A 20,060-nucleotide genomic window follows, 5' to 3' on the forward strand; every position below is an offset into this window, starting at 1 on the left:
GTATGTTTCACCTATGAACTTCATCTCCACACATGACACCCATTAGAAACGGCGTGGTAGCAAATGCTCCAGGACCGACTTCAAATCCTTATCTTCTTTGTAGACTTCCTCGCCGGTATCAAGCTCTGTTACGCGAATATATTCAAAGGTTGCCGAAGCATCCACTGGCTTGAATAACAATTGGGCCTCGTCTTCCATACGTACATTGAATCCCATATCCTTAAACATGGTAGTTAACTGACTGTTAGCCGGTTCCTGACCTTGCCCTACAAATATAAGTCCTCTAAGACTTTTACGCTCCTGCGGTTGCGGATAAATCACCTGAAAGTGTACAATGCATTCCATACGATCGTTCCCCTTTCGTTTACAACATACTTTGTGAAATTATGAACTTTAAAATCGGCTATATAAGGAGATACGTTTCATGACCCCAGAACGTTTCGACATTTATGACGATCAGCAACATTGGATCGGTACAGCACTTCGCAGTGAGGTCCATGCCAACGGATATTGGCACCGTTCATTTCACTGCTGGATCGTGCGTGACGAAGGCGAGCAACGACGGGTCCTTTTTCAGCGGCGGCGTGAAATTAAGGATACCTTTCCCGGATGTTATGACATTACAGCAGCAGGTCATCTCACGGCTGGTGAGCAACTGCAAGACGCCAGTCGTGAGCTGGAGGAAGAATTGGGTGTGAATGCTCCATTCAATGCACTAACCTATCTACTCACGGCTACACAGCAGCTCCAGGGAGAGGTCCGAGGTGTTCCATTCGTAGATCGGGAATTCAGCGCGGTCTATGGACTATGTCTCAACCAGCCTCTCGAAGCTTATGTTCTGCAACCCAGCGAGGTGGACAGCCTCTATGAAGTGCCGTTGGATGATCTGCTCGCCTTGTTTCGTAATGAAATTGACGTCATTCAAGCTACCGGAGTTCAGACTCCATCGGGTGAATCCGAACGTATCGTTCGCGAGATCCGGGCAAAAGAATTCGTACCCCATGGCACAGTTTATTATACGGACGTGCTGGAAGCTCTGTATCACGTGCCCAAAGATTGATCATGTACAATCCTGTTCAACCCGATCCAGTTCAATCGAATGTTCATAGCTTCATTTTCTCAAAAATAGCATCACTTCATACCCTTAACTATTCACCTGACTGGAAACAGATGCTGTGATGAATATCACTGTCATATCTCAAATTCAGCATAAACAGGCGTCTGCCTCTCGGGCAGCGCCTGTTCGATGTACACACACATTCGTTTCATCAAGAAAGATACATTGTGCTGGCATGTTCACTCCGTCCGATGAGGATTAGTCACCGCGCTGCCTAGCTCTGGTCATCCTCTCCTGAAGGAGAAGACCAGTAACGTGCAGAGAGATTTTCGTACCGGTGCCCATATCGTGACTCCAGTTCCTCACCCATATCCTGCTCCAGTTCGTACAACACCAGGTCTTGAGCAAAATGATTCAGCAATAGCCCAGTCATTACGGGATGCTCCGTAACCACGGCCTGTGTAGCGCATGATTCCCCGCGCATGCCCAGCATGCACCAGCGACGATCCACCACCAGGGAGAACTTCCGACCATTACCTGTGCCATGCAAAGGCAACCCCGGCCAAGGCACAGGCTGATCGAGCATGCCTTCGCCGCCATCACACGACCATAAGAGCCGCACTCCGCGAGCTTCAGCCTGCTTCAAATCATTGCGCAGCAGCTCTGCCTCTTCACGCCAGACGTCTACAACAATCTCATGCTGAGCCCCGGCCAATTCACGACTCAGATTCTCAAACACGTTCTTGTCACCTTCGATGTTATAGAAGACAGGCCTCTCCGGTTCACTCTTGGGCATACTGCTCTGAACATAATCCAGAGAGGTACGCATCTGATCGGAGATCATGCTTGTCATTTCCTCAGGCTTCAGCACACTATACTTGGCAGGTTCCCCCGGACTACAACGCAAGAACCCACGCTGTTCCAGCCGTTGCAGGGTCGCATATACATTGGAACGGGACACGCCCAGCCGTTTGGCAACCTCATATCCCGAAGCTGATCCCTGGCGGGCGAGTTCCACCATAATTTTAGATTCCATCTCGGTAAACCCGAGATGACGCAAATGATGCAGCAGTTGGTCCATATTCCCGTCCCCCCATGCTGTCAGCAACCAGCCCTGCCTCAGATGAATGTGGCAGAACTTCTACTGCATCAGATCTGTTCTGCACCGCAGCGCGGGCACCATTTGGAACCTTTGGGCAGCTCCGCTGCACAAATCTGACAATTCACCATCTCGCGTGACACTTCGGTCTGTACGTCCACCGTATCCACAATCGGATTATTTTCTTTCCAGTACCGAATACGTTCGTCCAGCTCCTGCTGGCGCTCACGTTCCCGTTGCATCTCTTCATCTCTGCGACGTTCCCACTCTGCATCGAACGCTTCCTTTTCTTCCTGGGTAAACTCCGTACTGTTATATTCGGATTCCGTCTCCAGATCCGCTATGGACGGAATTACGGTGTGATACGGCTCGTCTTCCTCCAGTTCCACTTCAGGTGGCGCATCGTAGAAGTCCGGCTCCGGGTTGTGAGTCTGGGCTACAGCTGCCTCCTGTCTCGCGGCTGTCGTAGCTTTAGCGGCCCCTGTAGCTCCTACAGTCGCGCCTGTGGTCTTGAATTCACCGAGCTTGCGTCCACATTTGGGGCAGAAGTTAGCATCCAGGGAAGCGACGTGTCCACACTCGCACAACCGTTCATTCTTGAGCTGTGCAATCTTGTTGCGAAGACCGTCGATCTCCTCCTGCAATTCGTCGCACAGTTGCGACAGATCGACCATCTCCTTCTCTGCTCGCGTCATATCCTGTGCCCGATAACCCTCATAGAAGATGCGACCCATATCTGTAAAATGGACTTCCTGTTCCTGTTGCAAGCCCACAATCTGGTTGTTCATTTTCCCAATCTCAACGGCGTGCTGGGCACGCTCTGTTGCTTTGTTCGCTCCGTCTTTGATACGCTGAAGCAGTTTCATAGCCAATTCCTCCTCTGTCCCGTCAAAACCAATATTATCATTTGAATTTTTAGTAGGTTAGCATTGTACATTATTCGATCCATGCAGAATGCTCAGGCCTATAACTTATACGATATGATGCCAAAAAGTTGCGCAAATTCATGTAAGTGCCCCGTCTGTTGGCGATATTGGATGAAATCGGGGGCTTTCGTCAAGACCATATGTTCGGGTATAATGAAGCTTTGACCATACTTAACCGCCTGATTAGGCGACTAACTCTATCATACCAATTTACAATGCGATTGTGAAAAGGGCAAATGGCTTACTTTTGACTGGGATAGTCCTATCCCTGAATGCATACAGAGGTGGATGAAACATGTTAAGTCCGAACTCAACGTTCTACCCCCGTCCGCTCGGGGTCACCCCGGCGGCGTCCCTGCCCCAGTCCCCGTCTGCTCCGCTGGAGACCAGTCGGCAACTCGTGGGCGAAGATCAACAGGATGCCTTCTATTTCCGTTCTCTCGAAGAGGTGGGCATCAAGTTAAACGCACCACAAATCTCGGCAGTCCGTCACGGCAGAGGACCCATTCTGACGCTCGCCGGAGCCGGCTGTGGCAAAACGACCGTGTTGGCTGCAAGAGCCGGCTACCTCATGGAGGTCAGTGGCGTACACGCAGGCAGTATTCTGCTGGTGACGTTCACTAACAAAGCTGCTACCGAGATGAAAGACCGGATCGCTGCATTGCCAGGCATACGCCCAGCATCTGCGAGAGCCGTGCAGGCTCGTACCTTCCACTCTTTTGCCCTGACACTTCTACGTCATTATGGTGTACAGGAAGAGATCTTTGGCGAGTCACGGGCTCAGCATACCGTACTGAAGATGCTTCTGCGTCAGAATGGCATGAGCGAAGCCTTTCAGCCTGAAAGTCTGCTATCCATGCTATCTGCATGGAAGATGCAAGGATCGGAAACCACCGACTTGCCTGAAAAATCGCAGGAAGAACGCGATGCCAAGCGTGTTCTGCTTGGTTACGAGACCTGGAAACAGGATCGGGGCAAAATGGACTTTGATGATATTTTGCTGCGCGCAGCCGCTCTGCTTCGCGACCCTGCTGTACTGGGGCCGCTTCAGAAGCGTTTCCAGTACATTATGGTCGATGAATTCCAGGATACGAATCATCTGCAATATGAGATTGTGCAAAAGCTGGCTTCTGCCCACCGCAACCTGATGGTTGTAGGAGACGATGACCAGACGATCTATACGTTTAATGGCGCACGCCAGGAATCGATTCTGGAATTTGATAAAGTATACCCCGGTGCACGCATCGTGACGCTGGATATCAATTATCGCAGTGATGCACGCATTCTGGGACTCGGCAGTGAACTGGTCGCCCGTAATAAACGCAGACGTGATAAACGGCTACGTGCAGCGGGCCAGCGTGGTGATGCGCCACGCTTCGCGACACCCTCAAATACGGAGGAAGAAGCGGCATGGGTCGTGAACCAGCTCTGCCAACAGGTGGAAGAAGGGCAGCACACCTATCGCGATATCGCCATTCTGCACCGGACAGCCAGCAGCAGCCGTGCTGTATTCGAGCAGCTTGTGCTCAAGGATGTGCCTTTTGTACAACACGGTGCTTCCCCGGTGTTCTATGATCAGTCTCTCATCAGACCCCTAATGGATCATATGCGTCTGTCCCTCGACCCACGCGCCATGGATGCTATACCCAGTGCACTGGGACCACTGTATGTGTCACGGGATGCGGGTCTGGAGTGGATTCAGCGCTGTGAGCAGCAACAGGCGAAGAAATATCCTCTGATCCATTTGGCAAAGTGGGACAAGCTGAAACCATTCCAGCAAGAACAGGTCAAGGAACGTATCAAGCTGATCAAATCACTGCACAAACTGAAGCCGATCATTGCCATTCAGGAGATGCGCCGTCAGTTCTATGATAAATATATGGAAAGTGGTGATCCTAGCATCTTCACCCATTATAAGGAAACGATGCTGGAGACACTGGACGAATTCGAAGCAGCTGTCAAAAAATTCGAAACCGTGGAAGAGTTCATTCAATTCGCGGATGAACTCTCTCGCAGACACCGTGAGATGGAATCTCTGCGCCGTGCACAGGACAGTGACGCGGTGCAACTGATGACCATTCACCGTGCCAAGGGGCTGGAGTTCCCTTGTGTATACTGGATCGGGGCCAGTGAAGGGATTGTGCCTCACAGTACAGCTCTGCGCCAGGATATACCCCAAGACCAGAAAGCCGCGCTTGCTGTGCAGCAGACAGACGCCGAACTGGACATGGCGCTGGAGGAAGAACGCCGGCTTGCCTACGTTGCTATCACCCGGGCCAAACAGTACCTATACGTTACCTCACCAGCGAGTCATCACGGAAAGCCGGCGGATGTCTCTCGCTTCCTGCTTGAAGCCTTCGGGGTGGAAGTTCCGGACAAGCGCAAATCAGGGGAAGAGTATCGGGCAAATAGCCAGTCATCCTACGGTAACGACAGCGGGAACTGGAAGGGTAACGGGAACACCAATGGGAAATTGAACGGCAATGGAACTGGCTCATACGCCCGTTCGGGTTCTCAAACACATGCACGAGATACAGTTCAGCAAAGTTCGGCACGGAGTTCAGATCAACGGCGTTCGGTTCAGCGCAGCGTCATCAGTCATCATGATCGTCGTGACTATGAAGTCCACAACGAACGGGACGAAGATCGCTTTAGTGAACGACGCGGCAGCGGTGAAATTCGTAACCACAAGGCTTTCAGCACCCCGGCTGTGAGTCAGACCGCTGCAACCTCCCCCCGTTCAGGCAAGGCAGAACCGACAGAGACTGTTGCGGTCTGGAAATGCAGTTCTTCCACATGCAAAGCGTGGTTAAGACAGAAACCGGCTGTACCTACTGCGAAGACAGCCAAAAAAGCAACATCCGGCCCTCCCGTCTGCCCCCTGTGTTCAGGATCGATGGAGGCGGGTACGCGTCAGGTTCCCGTAACGGGTAGATTCGGGAGATAGATGGATGGAATTGATTGATATGAACAAGCTACTTGGAAGCCAAAGGTAATGAGTGTCTGATGTGACCCAGCACCTTGATAAGTGAAATAACCGAAGTAGTGGTTCGTTTCAGGGCGCTTTTTGCTGTTTATTAACAGTAGAAGCGTCTTTTTTCCATTTTGGAATGGAGGTTGAATTGTGCAGGACGGTAAACGACATCTGTATGTATCAGTAACTCAACATCTTATTGAACAAACCCGGAACGAATCTACACCATTTGCAGTGTTGGTGGATGACGACCAGTTAGCCCGATTGCAAGATCTGATGAAAGTGCTGGAAGATGACGATGCATACACCTTGCAACGCGCTCCCGTACCCTACAAATCAGCAGACCATGATGAGGCGAATGAGCAATTTACCGATGGCATGATCTTGCTGTACACCTTTCTCTACGACCATGGCACAACGGATACCCGGCAGGCAATTGAGAGCATGAACGTGCTTCCAAGGCTGCAAGATACAGATTACGATGACCCCGGGTACGAGAACTCACCACTGAATAAATGACATCACGTTCAAAAAGCATGCGTAGCCGCCCAACAAGCGGAAAACGCATGCTTTTGTTCTACGAAGGACAACTGCAACGTGAAACGGACTCAGTCCAGCCTGATCTCCTGCCCCTTCGCAGCGGATTCGTAGATTCCGCACAACATACGTGTGGATGCCACACCATCCGCAATCGGGCTAATCGGCTCGGTACCGTTCAGGCAGCAATCCACAAAGTGGTCAATCTGGTTCTGGAACGCACCATGAATATCAAGGCCGGTATGGTCCGTCTGAGGTTCGATGTTCAGGATGGTATCATGTTTCTCGGTAACGATCAGCGTTTGCGGCTCCAGCTCGAATCCCCACGCTCGCCATACAATTTCACGAACGACTCATCCTCACGGGCATGCAGGGTAAAGCTCACATCCACCGCCAGCGATGCCCCGTTCTCAAAGCGAATGAGCGCATTCGCCATGTCTTCCACGTTATTCACCACTGAGCTGTAGTCGGCCGCCTTGTAAAATGAAAGATGTTCGATATGGGCACGATTGCCCAGCTTTCGATACGTATTGCCACTGACCGAAACGGGTTTCGGCCTGCCCATGAGATACCAGCATTGGTCGATAATATGTACGCCCAGATCAATCAGGGGGCCACCGCCGGAACGGCTTTTGTCTGCGAACCAACCGCCAGGATTACCCAGACGCCGCAGAATGGAAGCTTTGGCATAATACAATTCTCCAAACTCCCCGGCATCAATGAATCTGCGCATCATCTGCATATTGTTATCATAACGACGCACAAACCCAACGATAAAGGTACGTCCGCTCTTCTTCACCGCTTCTTCAATCCGCAGTGCATCTTCCACATGGGTTGCCACTGGTTTCTCCAGCAGTACATGCTTGCCTGCCTCCAATGCAGCAATAGCAAATTCCGCATGTGTATTGTTCCAGGTACAGATACTGACAGCATCCACATGAGGGTCCTCCAGCATCTCCCGATAATCGGTGTAGACGGATTGGGCATCATACTTCTGTGCCGCAGCTTTAGCCCGTTCTTCGTTCAGATCGCAGATGGCATAGATGACAGCATCCTCGTTTTTGGCATAACACCTCATATGAAGATCCGAGATTGATCCTGTACCGATCATTCCAATGTGTAGCATTTGTTTCGTGCTCATCATCGTCCTCCCTTCCTTCTCCACAACTTCCAGAACAACCTCATTATCGTCTAGTCTGCCCGCAGCATGCCTTCGTAAATACCCGGCGTTGAATTTTCAATCTTCACTGCACCCAACGTTCGCGCGTAGAAATCCACAGGTCCCGCTGATCCGATAATGGCATAACCGTAACCATCTGCCTTCATCGCATGCATACAAGCCAGTAACAAAGCCGTACCCACACCCTTGCCCCTTGCATCCTGGTTCACGCCTGTCGGGCCGAAGAAGTTGCGACATGTTACTTCGTAACAGGCAAAGCCAATCATTGTGCCATGCTCAACCGCGATATAACAGGACACGGGCTGGCGTGCAAAAGCGACCTCACATTCATCCACCCAAGCCTGGCTAAAATGTGATCTTACCCAATCCAGCACAAGCTGCTTCTCTGGGGCAATAGCTCTTCGAATCACAATGGAGGATTCCTCCAGCTTTCTCAGTCCACTCTGCTGTTCTGGCAAACGATAGAGCGCTACCAACATATCACTCATCTAATTCGTTCCCTCCTTGTACTTGAAATTAACCTGATCCAGCTGCCGATAACCTGTAATACAAGCGATATTTCAAATCTAAACTAACATCCCGCTTATATTCATTGCATGCCAACTGCAACACTGAGACGATTTGTCCCGTCTATGAACTTGAAGCGCGGCCTAAGGAAGATTTTACCGCGTCAGTACTCCGATTAGAAGGGATGAATATTGATGAACAACAACATGAAAAAAGTAAGTGCTCTGATGGCCCTATCCATGGCCCTGGGTGGTGGAGCCGCTTATGCAGCAACACTGGACAACACAAAACCCGTCCATCAGACATCCGTATCCGCCGATAGCGACATGAATAAGGCAATTAACGTATCCGTGAATAGTGCAGCGATTTCCGATGGTTACTGGAACAAGGATGGCAAAGTAGCCATGATCCCGCTGCGTGATCTTACTGAGGCACTCGGCATTGAACTTGCGTGGAACAAAGAAAACAAAACCGCTGAGCTGACCCGAGGTACTCTCTGGACACAGGTGATCACAGGCAAAGATCAATATTCCGTGAATAAAATGCTGCTCACCCTGGGTACAGCGCCCGAAATTACGAGCGGAAAATTGTACGTCCCGGTTTCTTTTGCCGAAAAAGTACTGCATGCACAAGTGAAAACAACGGGAAATCAAATTGCCATCTCCAGTGAAGAGGACGTGAAGACGGTTACCGAACGAGGCGTAATTACCCGAATTTCAAACCAGGATGACTATAAGTCTATCCAAATTGGTGGTGCGGGCCTGGATGGTATTGTGCTCAACTTAAATGAAGATACGAAATTCATCTCGGCAGAGGGAAAAGAGATCGCACTTACCGATCTGTCCATCGGCATGAACGTGGAGGCTGAGCATTCCCAGATCACTACCCGCAGTCTGCCACCACAAACGCCGACTTATCAAGTGACTGTACTCGATACGACTTCCGAGTCGGCAACTCAGCCCAAAGACATTTTGGGCACAGCAGGTACGATTGATCATGTAAAAACAGATAATGGAAGCATCTCACAGATTGAGATTACAGGTACACGTTTAACCGAAACAGCTCCTGACCATGTTGTACTGAATATCAATAAAGATACCATGCTCGTGAATCAGGAAGGTGAAGCGGTGAAAGCTGAAGAACTGACTACAGGAGCCAAAGTTATCGGGTTCTACAGCCCTGTGCTGACACGTAGCTTGCCCCCAATCGGAACAGCCTGGAAAGTGGTTGTGGAAGCTCCGGCCGTACAGCCAGAAGCGAAATAACACGGTAAGAGAAAACGGTCGAACTAACGTCTTGTTGATTACTGCAAGATCCAAAATAACCTTACCCTTCTGTCTTCTGACAGGCATGGGTAAGGTTATTTTTTGTTCCGTATTTCAGGCGAGTCCTGATTTGGGCTTTCTTTATATCATGTAACTACTCCGGCTTGACTTCGACCTCAAGGATCGCTTCAGCTTCAATCTCAACCATCAGCAAAGGATCAATGAGTGCGCTCACTTCAACCATCGTGGCTACAGGCTGGATCTGTCCAAAATATTCACCGTGAGCCTTGCCAACTTCTTCCCACCGAGAGATATCAGTTACAAACATACGAGTTCTCACCACATGTGACATATCTGCACCCAGCTCCTTCAGTGCATTCTCGATCGTCTGCAAAATAAATCTCGTCTGTGCATACGGATCACCTGCACCAACAACCACACCATCTTGCATCGCCGTTGTGCCCGCCACTTCAATCCGGTTACCTACTCGGATGGCACGACAATATCCCACCAGCGGTTCCCAGGGTGAACCGGTGAATACCTGCTGTCTGCTCATTCTGCTACCCCTCGCTTTGTTATGTAATTTTGTGTTCTGATTAAAGATGAATTATATCAGTCTACCATCGTCTCAGGCAACGGAATGAGGCTTAATTCGACCTTAATTATTGAACTTATCGAACGCAAAAATCCCCTGAACGAAATACCCGTTACCTTGATTAAGGTTGGCTCGTTCAGAGGGCTTGAATGAAAGGTCCAAATTACAGTTTGATATTAGCCTCGTCAAAGTATTCTTCAAGTGTCAATCCACTTTTCACTACGTCTGGTGCCAAATCAGTACCAACATACCGGATATGCCAAGGTTCGTAGACGTAACCTGTCACATCTTCCTCGCCTTGCAGATAACGAATGATGTATCCATACTCCGCCGCATGTTCAGCCAGCCACTGACCTTCCTTCGATGTTCCGAATACTTCTTCCAGCACATTGCCCACACTTGGGCTGGATACATCAATGGCAAGACCGGTCTGATGTTCGCTTCTGCCTGGCACAGAGCTCACACGATCCGTGTATTCTTGACCTTTGGTTTTGACATTGTTGTTGTAGATGGACACCTGGCGCTGATATGAACGATAACCGGACACCGCACGAAGCTCAATGCCGTCCGCTTTTGCACCTGCGAACAGCTTCTCCAGCGCCGCGGCAGCTTCCTTGCGCATATGCCGTTTCTCATGTGGTTCGTCGAAGGAGAACGGTACATTCGGCTCCACCAGATCGTCGGGCTCGTAGCCCTCAGGCAAGCTGCGTTGCTTGTTCACGATGACCGTCATGGCCTTAGCGTTGGTCACTACGGATTGTGCATCAATGGTCGTTTGCAGTGCGCTAACACTGCGTTCCTCCATCAATGGATCTTCGGCAGTAGCCCCACTGCCAGCGTCTGAAGAACCCTGCTCTTCGCCTGCAAAAGTATTACCTGACTCGCTGTTCGTGCCATCACCGCTATTGTCTGGAGATGAAGCATCATCCGCACCAGCATTCTCGCCATCCGTTCCTTTGTCCTCCGTCAAATGAACCGTGGTACCATCCGACTCTTGTTGTGTGTTTCCTGCTCCATTCGGATTCTGGCCATCCTCTGTGCCCGATCCGTTCTGGCAAGCGGCAAGCAGTGCCCCACATATCATCAATGAGGACAGCATAACCACCATGCGGCGCTGTCTTCCTGTACGTAATTTCATAATAAAACTCCTATCGCAATAGTATATATGATGTTCATTGGCAGTCTTCCCTGCGACAGTATACCTTAATTGGAAGCGAAGCTCCACCGGTAAAGACCTCCTTTAGAAGAGATCCGGGTGAACATATACGGACTGTGCAGCTTGTATGATCGTTTTTTGGACTTTTAAAGTAACATCCCAGAGTTGTACACAACAGATGTGAACGAGGAATTCACCTGACCATTTCCAAAAAATAGCGGCATTACAGCGATGCATATCACCATCAAAACAAGCGGGGGTGATCTAAGATCTCCCCCGCTTGTTTTGATGGGTGCATCATTTGGTTGCCGGGCTGTCCTTCTTCTTCTTCTTCTGGACAGCCTGCCACATCCGCGCGGCTACACGCTCGCGGATCAAATCCAGACCTGCGGTGGCCGGCACGCCCGGCATCAGCGCGGTCAGCTCTGGCAGAGCCGGGGCCTTGCCCGGCTTCGCCAGATGCACCTCAATGGCGCCAAAGCCCGGCCCCGGCTGGTGCATGGCGCCGTCCGCGGCGGCCTCGGCGATCCACTCGCCGACGGCTGCGCCGCCTTCGCCGCCGCGCACCTGCGGGCGGCCAGCCGTTTCCGCTGCGCGGCCGGGGCCGCTGGGATCATGGGCGAGTTCCTCCGCCCATGTCCCCAGCACGCCGGCAAGCAGCGCTTCGCGCGGCAAGCCGGCGTGTGCCAGCTGCAGCAGCGGCTCAGCCGCGAGGCGCGCAGCTACGGCGCGCTCAGCGGCCGCGGCATGCGCGCAGCCCGTGCGGCCGCAGGTGCATGCCACGGCCGCGCTGGCCGTTGCTGCTGCGCCTGGCAAGCCCTCGGGCGCAGCGGGCAGCAGCCCGGCGAGCTCCTCGGGCGCCGGGCCGCCGCGCAGCAGGGCGTACAGCGCCAGCGGGCGCTTGCGCAGCTGGGCAAGCACAGCCTCGCGCTGGCCTTCGCTCAGCTGCGGCAGCGTGCCTGTGACCGTGAACAGCCCTGAAATGGCTGTTCCGTTCTCGACTGCATCAGCGGAAGCGGACGCATCATGTCCCGCATCCGCTGTTGTATTCACTTCCGCTGTCCATCCACCGGGGGACATGTGCAGCTCGATTTTCCATTTTTCACTCACAACAATCCCCCTTTCTCAACTACTATATTCCCCTGATATGCCAAGGTCACAGCCACGTCTCACCCTGAAGCGAGATCAGACCACGTAGCTCATCATCCGACATCTCAGTCAGCCAATTCTCACCTGAACCAACGACCTGCTCGGAGAGTGTCTTCTTGCTCTCAATCAGCTCATCAATCCGTTCTTCCAGCGTACCCTGACAGATCAGCTTGTGCACCTGCACATTGCGATTCTGCCCGATTCGGAATACCCGGTCCGTTGCCTGGTTCTCAACCGCCGGATTCCACCACCGATCATAATGAACGACATGACTCGCGCGTGTCAGATTGAGACCCACGCCTCCGGCACGAAGAGACAGAACAAACATGGACGGGCCCTCTCCTTTTTGGAACGTTTCCACCATATCGTCCCTTTGCCCCTTCGAAACACCCCCATGCAGGAAATAGGGTTCCTCCTCATATCGCTGTTTCAGCCTGGACACAAGCAGATCTCCCATAGCAACATACTGGGTGAAAATCAGGGCAGATTCCCCGTTGTCACGGATCGCATCCAGCAGTTCGAGCAATCGCTCCATCTTGCCGGATGCCTCGGCCTTGCCGTGGTCTTTCCGATTGCTGTCAGCCAGCACCGGATGATCACAGATCTGCTTGAGCTTGGTCAGAGAGGACAGAACAATCCCCTTACGGGCAATCCCATTTCTGCCATCCAGACCACCCATCAGATCATCGACCACTCGCTGGTACAATACCGTCTGCTCCGGCGTCAGGGAACAATAGGATTTCAATTCAAGCTTCTCCGGCAGATCCTTACGGATATCCGGATCACTCTTCAGCCTGCGCAGCATAAATGGGGATACCAGGCGATGAAGCTCACGCAAGGATGCCGCATTTTCTTCGGATGGTCCCAGCCCCGTATAACGCTGACGGAACGATGAAGCTGTGCCCAGATACCCCGGATTGAGGAATTGGAAAATGGACCATAGTTCGCTCAGCCGGTTCTCTACAGGTGTGCCCGTCATCGCAATACGATGAAGTGTAGACAGACGCATTACACTCTGCGCTTGCTTGGTGCGGTAGTTCTTAATATATTGTGCCTCATCCAGCACAATGGTGGACCAGTGCAACGAAGCCAGATCCGGGCCGTCCCTGCCAGCCAGATGATATGTCGTCAATACGATGTCATGAGCCTGTGCTTCTGCCTGAAAGGCTTTCCCGTGCAACCGTTGTCCACCATGATGAATGTACAGCGACAGATCCGGGGCAAACCGTTTCAGCTCACGCTGCCAGTTGCCGAGCAGCGAAGTAGGACACACAATAAGCGCAGGCAAATGTCCGGGCCGTAGATCACGATGCTCCTCTGCTCCGAACGGATCGTGCAAGTCGTTCAGCATTTCATTCTCACGGGCTTCCTCTTCGGCTGCCTGGCGTTCTTCGTATTTTCGGTCCAGCAGACAGGTAATGACCTGAATCGTCTTCCCAAGTCCCATATCGTCCGCCAGACATACGCCGAAGCCCAACTCACGCATGGCGGATAACCACTGGTAGCCCCGCTCCTGATAAGGTCGCAGTTCACCATGCAATTCTGCCGGAACCTGACGGGGCTCAATACTGCGAAGCACCTGTCCATCGAGCAGGAAAGAGAGCAGACCCTCCGATTCCGTACCAAAGACGGAAAGGCCTTTCCATGCAGAATCCTCCCCTTCATCCGCAGCCAGATGCAGCCATTCAGAGAGAGGCATATATTGTTCTTCTTCTTTTTTCATATAACGCAGGACTTGGCGAATCTCTTTGGTATCCACTTCAATCCATTCCCCGCGGAACATCACATACGGCACTGTAGATTCAGCCAGTGCTGCGAGTTCCTCTGCGGTAACCGGTTTGCCATCCAGCATGGGCTCCGCCTTGAAAGCAACCAATTGCTCCATACCGAGTGCAGATGTCGCCCCAGGCAACCGCTCCGTTCCCTGATTCAACATTTGCAGACGCAAGCCCGCACGACGTTTCCCTGCACGACTCCATCTGGAAGGCATCATCACCGTTACGCCTGCTTTCTGCAAGCGTGGAACGGCATGGGTGAGAAATTCAAAGAACCCCTGCTGCTCCAGCTTGATTCCCTCCGGACAGGCGGTAAGCAGAGCTGTCTCCAGTTCCGGTGCCAGCTCTGCTGCATGCCCAATCGCCATTAACAACTGCTCTGCCACCGAAGTATACAACACTTTCCCCCGGTCCAGATCACGCTCTGGATGTGCCCAGATGGTACGCGCAGGCAACCTCAGACCAGATTCCTGCTCACTGTCCACCCAAAAATGGATTCCCCAGATCGACTCATGTTCACCGAGTGGCGGTTCCAAGCGCAGCACCAGCTTCAATCGGCCTTCCGCGGGCGCCATTTCTTCTGCTCCCACGACTGGCATCATCGTTCCGCCGACCTCCTGAAGCGTATGAATAAAGGCTGTCATTTCCTCTGTCGGTCCTTGCACCGTGACCGGACGGAACATCGAGATCAGACTGTTCCACCAGAGCTCGGCTACCGGGGAAGATCCGCGTCGATACGGTGTACGGTAACGGGACAGCTCACTGTCCATACCTTCCAATTCACTGGTCACTACAGCATGAATCATTCCACTCATGAATGAAAATAATACCGCAGCTCCTGCTTCTTCACGTGTTTCCGGTACCGATGAAGCATAGGCTCCGGGAGCAGAAAGTCCAATTGGGGGCATCGCTTCGGCGAGATCCCGGAATCGTTCGATGTCCTCTTCCTGCTGCAAGCGCGGCCGCCACACACCTGTCAACGTCTCTTGCCCGCTTCGCCGCCGTGCGCCGGTCTTCGCTGCGAATTCAGCCGATGGAGCAATTGCCCCTCGCAGCAACAGCTCCTGTGTGAACTGCGCTGCCTTGATCCAGTAACGCATCTCTTCTCCAACCTGAATTCCGGCTGCATGTAACAAACGATCATCCCATTGCAGCAGCAACCTGAAGGCATCCTTGGGCGAGACCGCCAATCCTTCCAGTGTGCGTCCCAGCAGCTGGCGCCGCTTCGTGTTCTTGGCTTCTGCCGTGTTCCTCAGCGGGTTCGGCCAGCGCAGCTCCGCAAGACGCAGAGCGGCAGGCTGAAACAGACGACCCCCGTCGTCAAAATTCAGCCTTCTTACCACGTGGCTCCATGCATCCACACGTGGTTCCGATGTTTCACCGGAAAAACAAAAAAATACGTCACCAAGCCATACTCCATACAGCGATTGCATCATTAAAGTCTCCCGTCATCCCTTCGCATTGTTACTCTCCATCATATACGAAAATGATCGGATTTAAAAACCTTTGCGCACAAAAAGTGCTTATTTCTATCGTTAACCGCATAAAAAAATGTCCCTTCTCCCAAAAAGCGGATGAGGAACATTGGGGTCATACGTAGGAAAACACTGCATATTAAACGAAATATGGCTCGTTAATTACGATGATCTGATCAAGCTGCCCAGCAATACATCCAGGTTCAAAATACCTGCGCGATGATCTTCACAGAACCCGATTTTGTCAAAAATTCCAAGCATGAAACGTCGGTGTTCATCTGCTGGTTCCTCGAAACGATCGTAGCTCACAACAGAATCAACCATATCTACGATTAGAGGTACAAACCCACCTTTATAAGGGACAACGATAATACGTGTAGATGAGGTATCCTCCTGATCCGGCATGCCGAGCAGAACACGAAGGCTTACGACTGAAACCACTTTACCGTACAACGAAGCAAATCCTCTGATCTCTGGACTTCCAAATGGAACGGTTGTCACCTGCACCATTCTGATGATTTCATGAACTTCATCAATTCGAAGCGCAAAGATCTGTTCTCCAACCGAAAAATTAATATATTGCATTTCTTCATCCATAATTGTCCACATACCCTCTCATTTTCGTAAAATCAGATCATTATAAAATAATAATTAAACAAAACTACAAGAAAAGCACTTTATTTGGCAAAGTGACCTGCTTGTAGTTCGCATTCACCAAGTTACTACAGGCACTTTTGTCCCAATAGTTGTTACCTTGGTGTATCGGTTATTTTCAATCAAATGTTTAGCTCTCAAATCAATTTTGCCAACTTCAGCAGGCGCTGCATCACAGGCGCCGTCTCTGCTCATTCTGGTTTGTCCATACTTCCATTCGCTTTTTTTGCGTGATTAACTAAATTGCGTAGAAAAAAGACCAAAAATTCGGCATAAATGCCGCACTTTGGTCTTTTTCTTCCGATGAATCAAGGTTATGTTTCTATGTTTTCAAATTGTTGGATAAAATAAGTGAAATTCCTGTGGATAACTTATATTCACGCTCCAAAACAGTCATTAACCACGATGAAAACACGTGTTATACCTGATTTGTGGATAAGTTGTGCACATATTGCACACATGCTGTGGATATCTTTATACTTTCATGTGGATATTCACTATTTTGATGTGGACATGTTGTGTATTTGTTTGTAAATCTAACGTAAACTCTGAATTACGGATTCAGTTATCCATCACTGTGGACATGTTGTGGACATGCCCGATTTCCTCCACTTTAGTTATTCCACCCATTCTCCATGACGCATAATCAACTTGTCGTCGATGTACACATCCGGCTTTTGTACAACGGCATCTATATGCACGCCCGCGGCAATCGTCCCGCCGAATGTGTTATTGCTGCCAAAAGCCACATGAATCGTACCATATACCTTCTCATCTTCCAGTACGACACCCGTGATTCGCGCCTTGTTATTGGTACCAATCCCGAATTCACCGAGAAAGCGACCATCCCCTTCACCAAGTGTTGCCAGTAAAGCGGACCCATCCGGGCCTTCTGCTGATATCAGTCGTCCTTCCTTGACTGTTAATAGCATCGGTTCACGAAGCGCACCTATTCCGGCAACGGAACCATCTACAACAATACTGCCTTCGCCCTTGCCCTCTACCGGAGCAATATAGGCTTCTCCTGATGGCAGGTTGCCCGACTCACCAGGATTCAAATACATGCCTGTGCTAGGAACACCGTTACGACCCTCGATGGAAAAAGAAAGACTGTGCCCCTGTTTCTCGATTCGCACCTGACGACCTGCACTTAATAAGGCGGTCACCTTCTCCGTCAACGCTTTTACTTGCGAATATTCCGCTGTAATCGCTCCGTTCATGAACATGTCCTCTGTCATGCCTGGCATGGTTGCCACTCGGGTCCCTGAAGCAGCGGCTTTTTTGCGTGCCTGGGTATGTGTTAATGAATATTTCGTTACACACACGGCTACATCTGCTCGAATCATGGCCTCTGCAATCGGCGCCGGTGGCTCTTCTCCAGATCTGCTGCGTTCCTCCATGATTAACAGGACCGACTCTGCTCCAAGTGCTTTGCCTGCCTCATAGATGGATTCAGCCAGATCCCGTTTCATATCGTCTGCGACAACCACCAGATTCTCTCCGCTGCGCAGTCCGAGACATTCCGTTAGCACATTTTTACTGATTTCCACACGTTGCTTGCTCATACATTCATCTCTCCTGTCTTTGATTCTGTCTTTGCTTCTGCTCATCACAACTCGACTTGACCCTTTCGACAAGGGGCACAGGATTCCTGCATATCGAGGATATCGACGAATTCAGCCTCATGTTCTGGTATCGGACCATTCAGCAAGGATGGCAGCCGTTTCCCTGTATTGGAACACCGGAAAGTAATGACCATAAGGTACATCTATCCGCTTCATCTGCGGGTCCATATCCTTGGGGTAGTGATATTCCTGATCCTGCTTGGCCCATACGACCAATGTATCCCCGGCATGACGAGGGTTCCCGTTTTTCATCCACGAAGAGGATATAACGCTTCCCCTCTGGCCCGAGTGAATCCATCGCAACAAGTCAGCATGCGCTCCCGCAATGCGAGGGGACTGGAGATTGGAGCGTATTCTTCTGGCCATCGCATGTTCCATAACGAGGTTGCCTTCCCTGCCACTGTATGTACTGAACATTCGTGCCCAACTCCTCTCCGATCTGCGACGAAGAAGCGTACGCACGACACCTCTCGGCAAACGAGACATCCACGCTAACATATTAGGGTTGGCATTATTAGCGACTGGCTGAAGCAACCCCAGCCGAATATCTGTCCGCCTGCTACGCTTTAGCGCCGCAGCTGCAATCGCAGCACCTATGGAATGACCCACCAGTTTCAGCGGACCTTTGAACTCATGAAGAGCTGTAACCAGTGCATCAATCTGCCCCTCAAATACTTCATCACCTTGATGTACAGGAGACCGTCCAAATCCAGCCAGATCAACCATCCACACCGGGTTTCCCGTTAACTCTCGAAGCCTTCTACCCAATGGTAACATCTCATCTGCAGATTGAAGCAAACCATGCACCATGATCCAAGGCTCCCCCTCACCTTCCCAACCAACCATAGCCATATCCCCACCCCTTGCCCGAATATAATCTGCGGGGAAATCCTCAGGCAGTGGCGTGTACTGTAGACGATAGTCCAGATCGGCTGTAACGAACGGAAGCTGTTCTCTAATATCCGGCCAGGATTGACCCATGCGTGTGAATAGTGCCTCCGTCTCTTCCACCGGAAATGACCTGTTGCTTATAAATGCAACCGACTCCGCCGGAACACCACTGATGCGTGTACCGCCTGATCTCATCGCCCATTGAATCCATGGTAGTGGCACAGCCCACTTGGGCTTGGGTACATCCAGTTGCTCTGCCAGAAGATGCAGCAGTTCGTTCATATTGGGACTGTCTTCCTTTCGTGCCAGAAGTGGATATGTTCCTCCCACCGGAGCTGTTTCCTTGGACAGAAAGACAAGAGTCTGTGCAACCACATCATTCTCTACAAGAGGCAGCCAATACGATGAACCTCCTGGTACAACAGGCATGAGTCGTTTCTGAATCGCCTGAATGAGCAGTCCGATCCCACCTGTTTGCTCCGTTACACCCGTGGGGCGTGGTCCCACAACTGTACTCGGATTCACAACGGATAATGGATAGTTATGCTGCTCTGCATGCTCGCGAATATGCAGATCGGCCTGAAATTTCATCTCTTCATAGGCACTTTCCTGATTCCCTGTATGATCGACCTGAAGATAATCCCCCTGTTCGTTCCGCTGTCCGTAGGGGCTCATGAAACCGACCACATGGATAAAGTGTTTCAGCCCGTGTATACGATGGATTTCTTGTGCCAACTGCCCCACTTCCTTGGCCCCGTTCATAAATATCTGTTCAGCTATCTCTCGTCCCAAGGTGACGTCCATCGTTCCGCCCGCATGAATAATCACATCTGCTTCCAGAACACGTCCCCGATCCGCTGCAGTCAGTCCCAGACCCGGAATAGACAAGTCACCTGTAATAAACGTAATTCGGTCGAGATCCTTCACGCCATAAGCCTTCATCACGGCTCTGGCTCGCTGTTCCGAACGAACAAGTAGCAACAACTGGGCATTCTCATCTGCGAATCGTTTTACTGTCTCCTTGCCGATAAAGCCTGTACCGCCTGTCATGAATATAATATTTGGTCCGGCAAATGTCTTATGGATACGTTGTGTTATGTTGGTTATGTTTTCGTTGTCTGTGCTTTCTTTGTTTGCAGCATGGCTAGTATGTACGTTCATTTCAATATCGCCCCTATGTAGTACTATACAGTAC

The 20,060-nt window shown here is 51.1% G+C and carries 16 protein-coding genes and 1 pseudogene; 4 read left to right on the plus strand and 13 right to left on the minus strand.

All coding sequences use genetic code 11. From position 1 onward, the window contains the following. Window positions 1-42: 42 nt before the first annotated feature. On the minus strand, window positions 43-345 hold the full coding sequence (locus C0Q44_RS02715; RefSeq protein ID WP_105405943.1) for a hypothetical protein: 303 nt from the start codon (window positions 343-345) through the stop codon (window positions 43-45). 79 nt (window positions 346-424) lie between these two features. Here C0Q44_RS02715 and C0Q44_RS02720 point away from each other — a divergent pair, with 79 nt between their 5' ends. Beyond that, complete coding sequence (locus C0Q44_RS02720) at window positions 425-1,060, plus strand: NUDIX hydrolase (protein WP_105405944.1); 636 nt, start codon at window positions 425-427, stop codon at window positions 1,058-1,060. A 271-nt stretch (window positions 1,061-1,331) separates the two neighbouring features. Here C0Q44_RS02720 and C0Q44_RS02725 read toward each other — a convergent pair whose 3' ends face one another. Beyond that, entirely contained in the window at window positions 1,332-2,138 is an 807-nt protein-coding gene (locus C0Q44_RS02725; RefSeq protein ID WP_105405945.1) for a TrmB family transcriptional regulator, read from the minus strand. Window positions 2,139-2,206: 68 nt separating this feature from the next. Continuing rightward, on the minus strand, window positions 2,207-3,022 hold the full coding sequence (locus tag C0Q44_RS02730; RefSeq protein WP_105405946.1) for a zinc ribbon domain-containing protein: 816 nt from the start codon (window positions 3,020-3,022) through the stop codon (window positions 2,207-2,209). 355 nt (window positions 3,023-3,377) lie between these two features. Between C0Q44_RS02730 and C0Q44_RS02735 the strand changes: the two genes are divergently transcribed. Both C0Q44_RS02735 and C0Q44_RS02740 read left to right on the plus strand, forming a co-directional pair. Continuing rightward, window positions 3,378-6,029, plus strand: a complete 2,652-nt coding sequence (locus C0Q44_RS02735) for a UvrD-helicase domain-containing protein (protein ID WP_105405947.1) — start codon at window positions 3,378-3,380, stop codon at window positions 6,027-6,029. Window positions 6,030-6,206: 177 nt separating this feature from the next. Further along, window positions 6,207-6,575 (plus strand): hypothetical protein, encoded by a 369-nt coding sequence (locus tag C0Q44_RS02740; RefSeq protein WP_105405948.1) that lies wholly within the window; start codon window positions 6,207-6,209, stop codon window positions 6,573-6,575. An 89-nt stretch (window positions 6,576-6,664) separates the two neighbouring features. Here the strand turns inward: C0Q44_RS02740 and C0Q44_RS02745 are convergent. Then, window positions 6,665-7,734, minus strand: a pseudogene (locus C0Q44_RS02745) (Gfo/Idh/MocA family protein). Between the two features lie 50 nt (window positions 7,735-7,784). Beyond that, window positions 7,785-8,261: a GNAT family N-acetyltransferase gene (locus C0Q44_RS02750; protein WP_105405949.1), complete on the minus strand. Its 477-nt coding sequence runs from the start codon at window positions 8,259-8,261 to the stop codon at window positions 7,785-7,787. A gap of 213 nt (window positions 8,262-8,474) precedes the next feature. On the opposite strand from C0Q44_RS02750, the gene C0Q44_RS02755 reads away from it, so the two are divergent. Continuing rightward, a complete protein-coding gene (locus C0Q44_RS02755; protein WP_105405950.1) occupies window positions 8,475-9,545 on the plus strand; it encodes a copper amine oxidase N-terminal domain-containing protein in 1,071 nt (356 codons plus the stop codon). Window positions 9,546-9,699: 154 nt separating this feature from the next. On the opposite strand, the gene C0Q44_RS02760 is transcribed toward C0Q44_RS02755, so the two are convergent. The 8 genes from C0Q44_RS02760 to C0Q44_RS02790 all read right to left on the minus strand — a co-directional run bounded on the left by C0Q44_RS02760 (window position 9,700) and on the right by C0Q44_RS02790 (window position 20,026). Then, a complete protein-coding gene (locus tag C0Q44_RS02760; RefSeq protein WP_105405951.1) occupies window positions 9,700-10,101 on the minus strand; it encodes a RidA family protein in 402 nt (133 codons plus the stop codon). A gap of 202 nt (window positions 10,102-10,303) precedes the next feature. Continuing rightward, window positions 10,304-11,278, minus strand: coding sequence for a M15 family metallopeptidase (locus C0Q44_RS02765; protein ID WP_105405952.1), 975 nt, complete (start codon window positions 11,276-11,278; stop codon window positions 10,304-10,306). 315 nt (window positions 11,279-11,593) lie between these two features. Continuing rightward, window positions 11,594-12,406: a hypothetical protein gene (locus C0Q44_RS02770; RefSeq protein ID WP_105405953.1), complete on the minus strand. Its 813-nt coding sequence runs from the start codon at window positions 12,404-12,406 to the stop codon at window positions 11,594-11,596. 46 nt (window positions 12,407-12,452) lie between these two features. Then, window positions 12,453-15,656: a DEAD/DEAH box helicase gene (locus C0Q44_RS02775; RefSeq protein WP_105405954.1), complete on the minus strand. Its 3,204-nt coding sequence runs from the start codon at window positions 15,654-15,656 to the stop codon at window positions 12,453-12,455. 201 nt (window positions 15,657-15,857) lie between these two features. After that, complete coding sequence (locus C0Q44_RS02780) at window positions 15,858-16,280, minus strand: chemotaxis protein CheW (protein WP_181150827.1); 423 nt, start codon at window positions 16,278-16,280, stop codon at window positions 15,858-15,860. A 126-nt stretch (window positions 16,281-16,406) separates the two neighbouring features. Beyond that, on the minus strand, window positions 16,407-16,544 hold the full coding sequence (locus tag C0Q44_RS30000; protein ID WP_181150828.1) for a hypothetical protein: 138 nt from the start codon (window positions 16,542-16,544) through the stop codon (window positions 16,407-16,409). 422 nt (window positions 16,545-16,966) lie between these two features. After that, on the minus strand, window positions 16,967-17,914 hold the full coding sequence (locus C0Q44_RS02785; protein ID WP_105405956.1) for an aminopeptidase: 948 nt from the start codon (window positions 17,912-17,914) through the stop codon (window positions 16,967-16,969). 117 nt (window positions 17,915-18,031) lie between these two features. Further along, window positions 18,032-20,026 carry an alpha/beta fold hydrolase gene (locus tag C0Q44_RS02790; protein WP_105405957.1) on the minus strand — a complete coding sequence of 665 codons (1,995 nt, stop codon included), beginning with the start codon at window positions 20,024-20,026 and terminating at the stop codon, window positions 18,032-18,034. Between the last annotated feature and the right edge of the window lie 34 nt (window positions 20,027-20,060).

Source organism: Paenibacillus sp. PCH8 (genome assembly GCF_002968835.1).
Taxonomy (GTDB): Bacteria; Bacillota; Bacilli; order Paenibacillales; family Paenibacillaceae; genus Paenibacillus.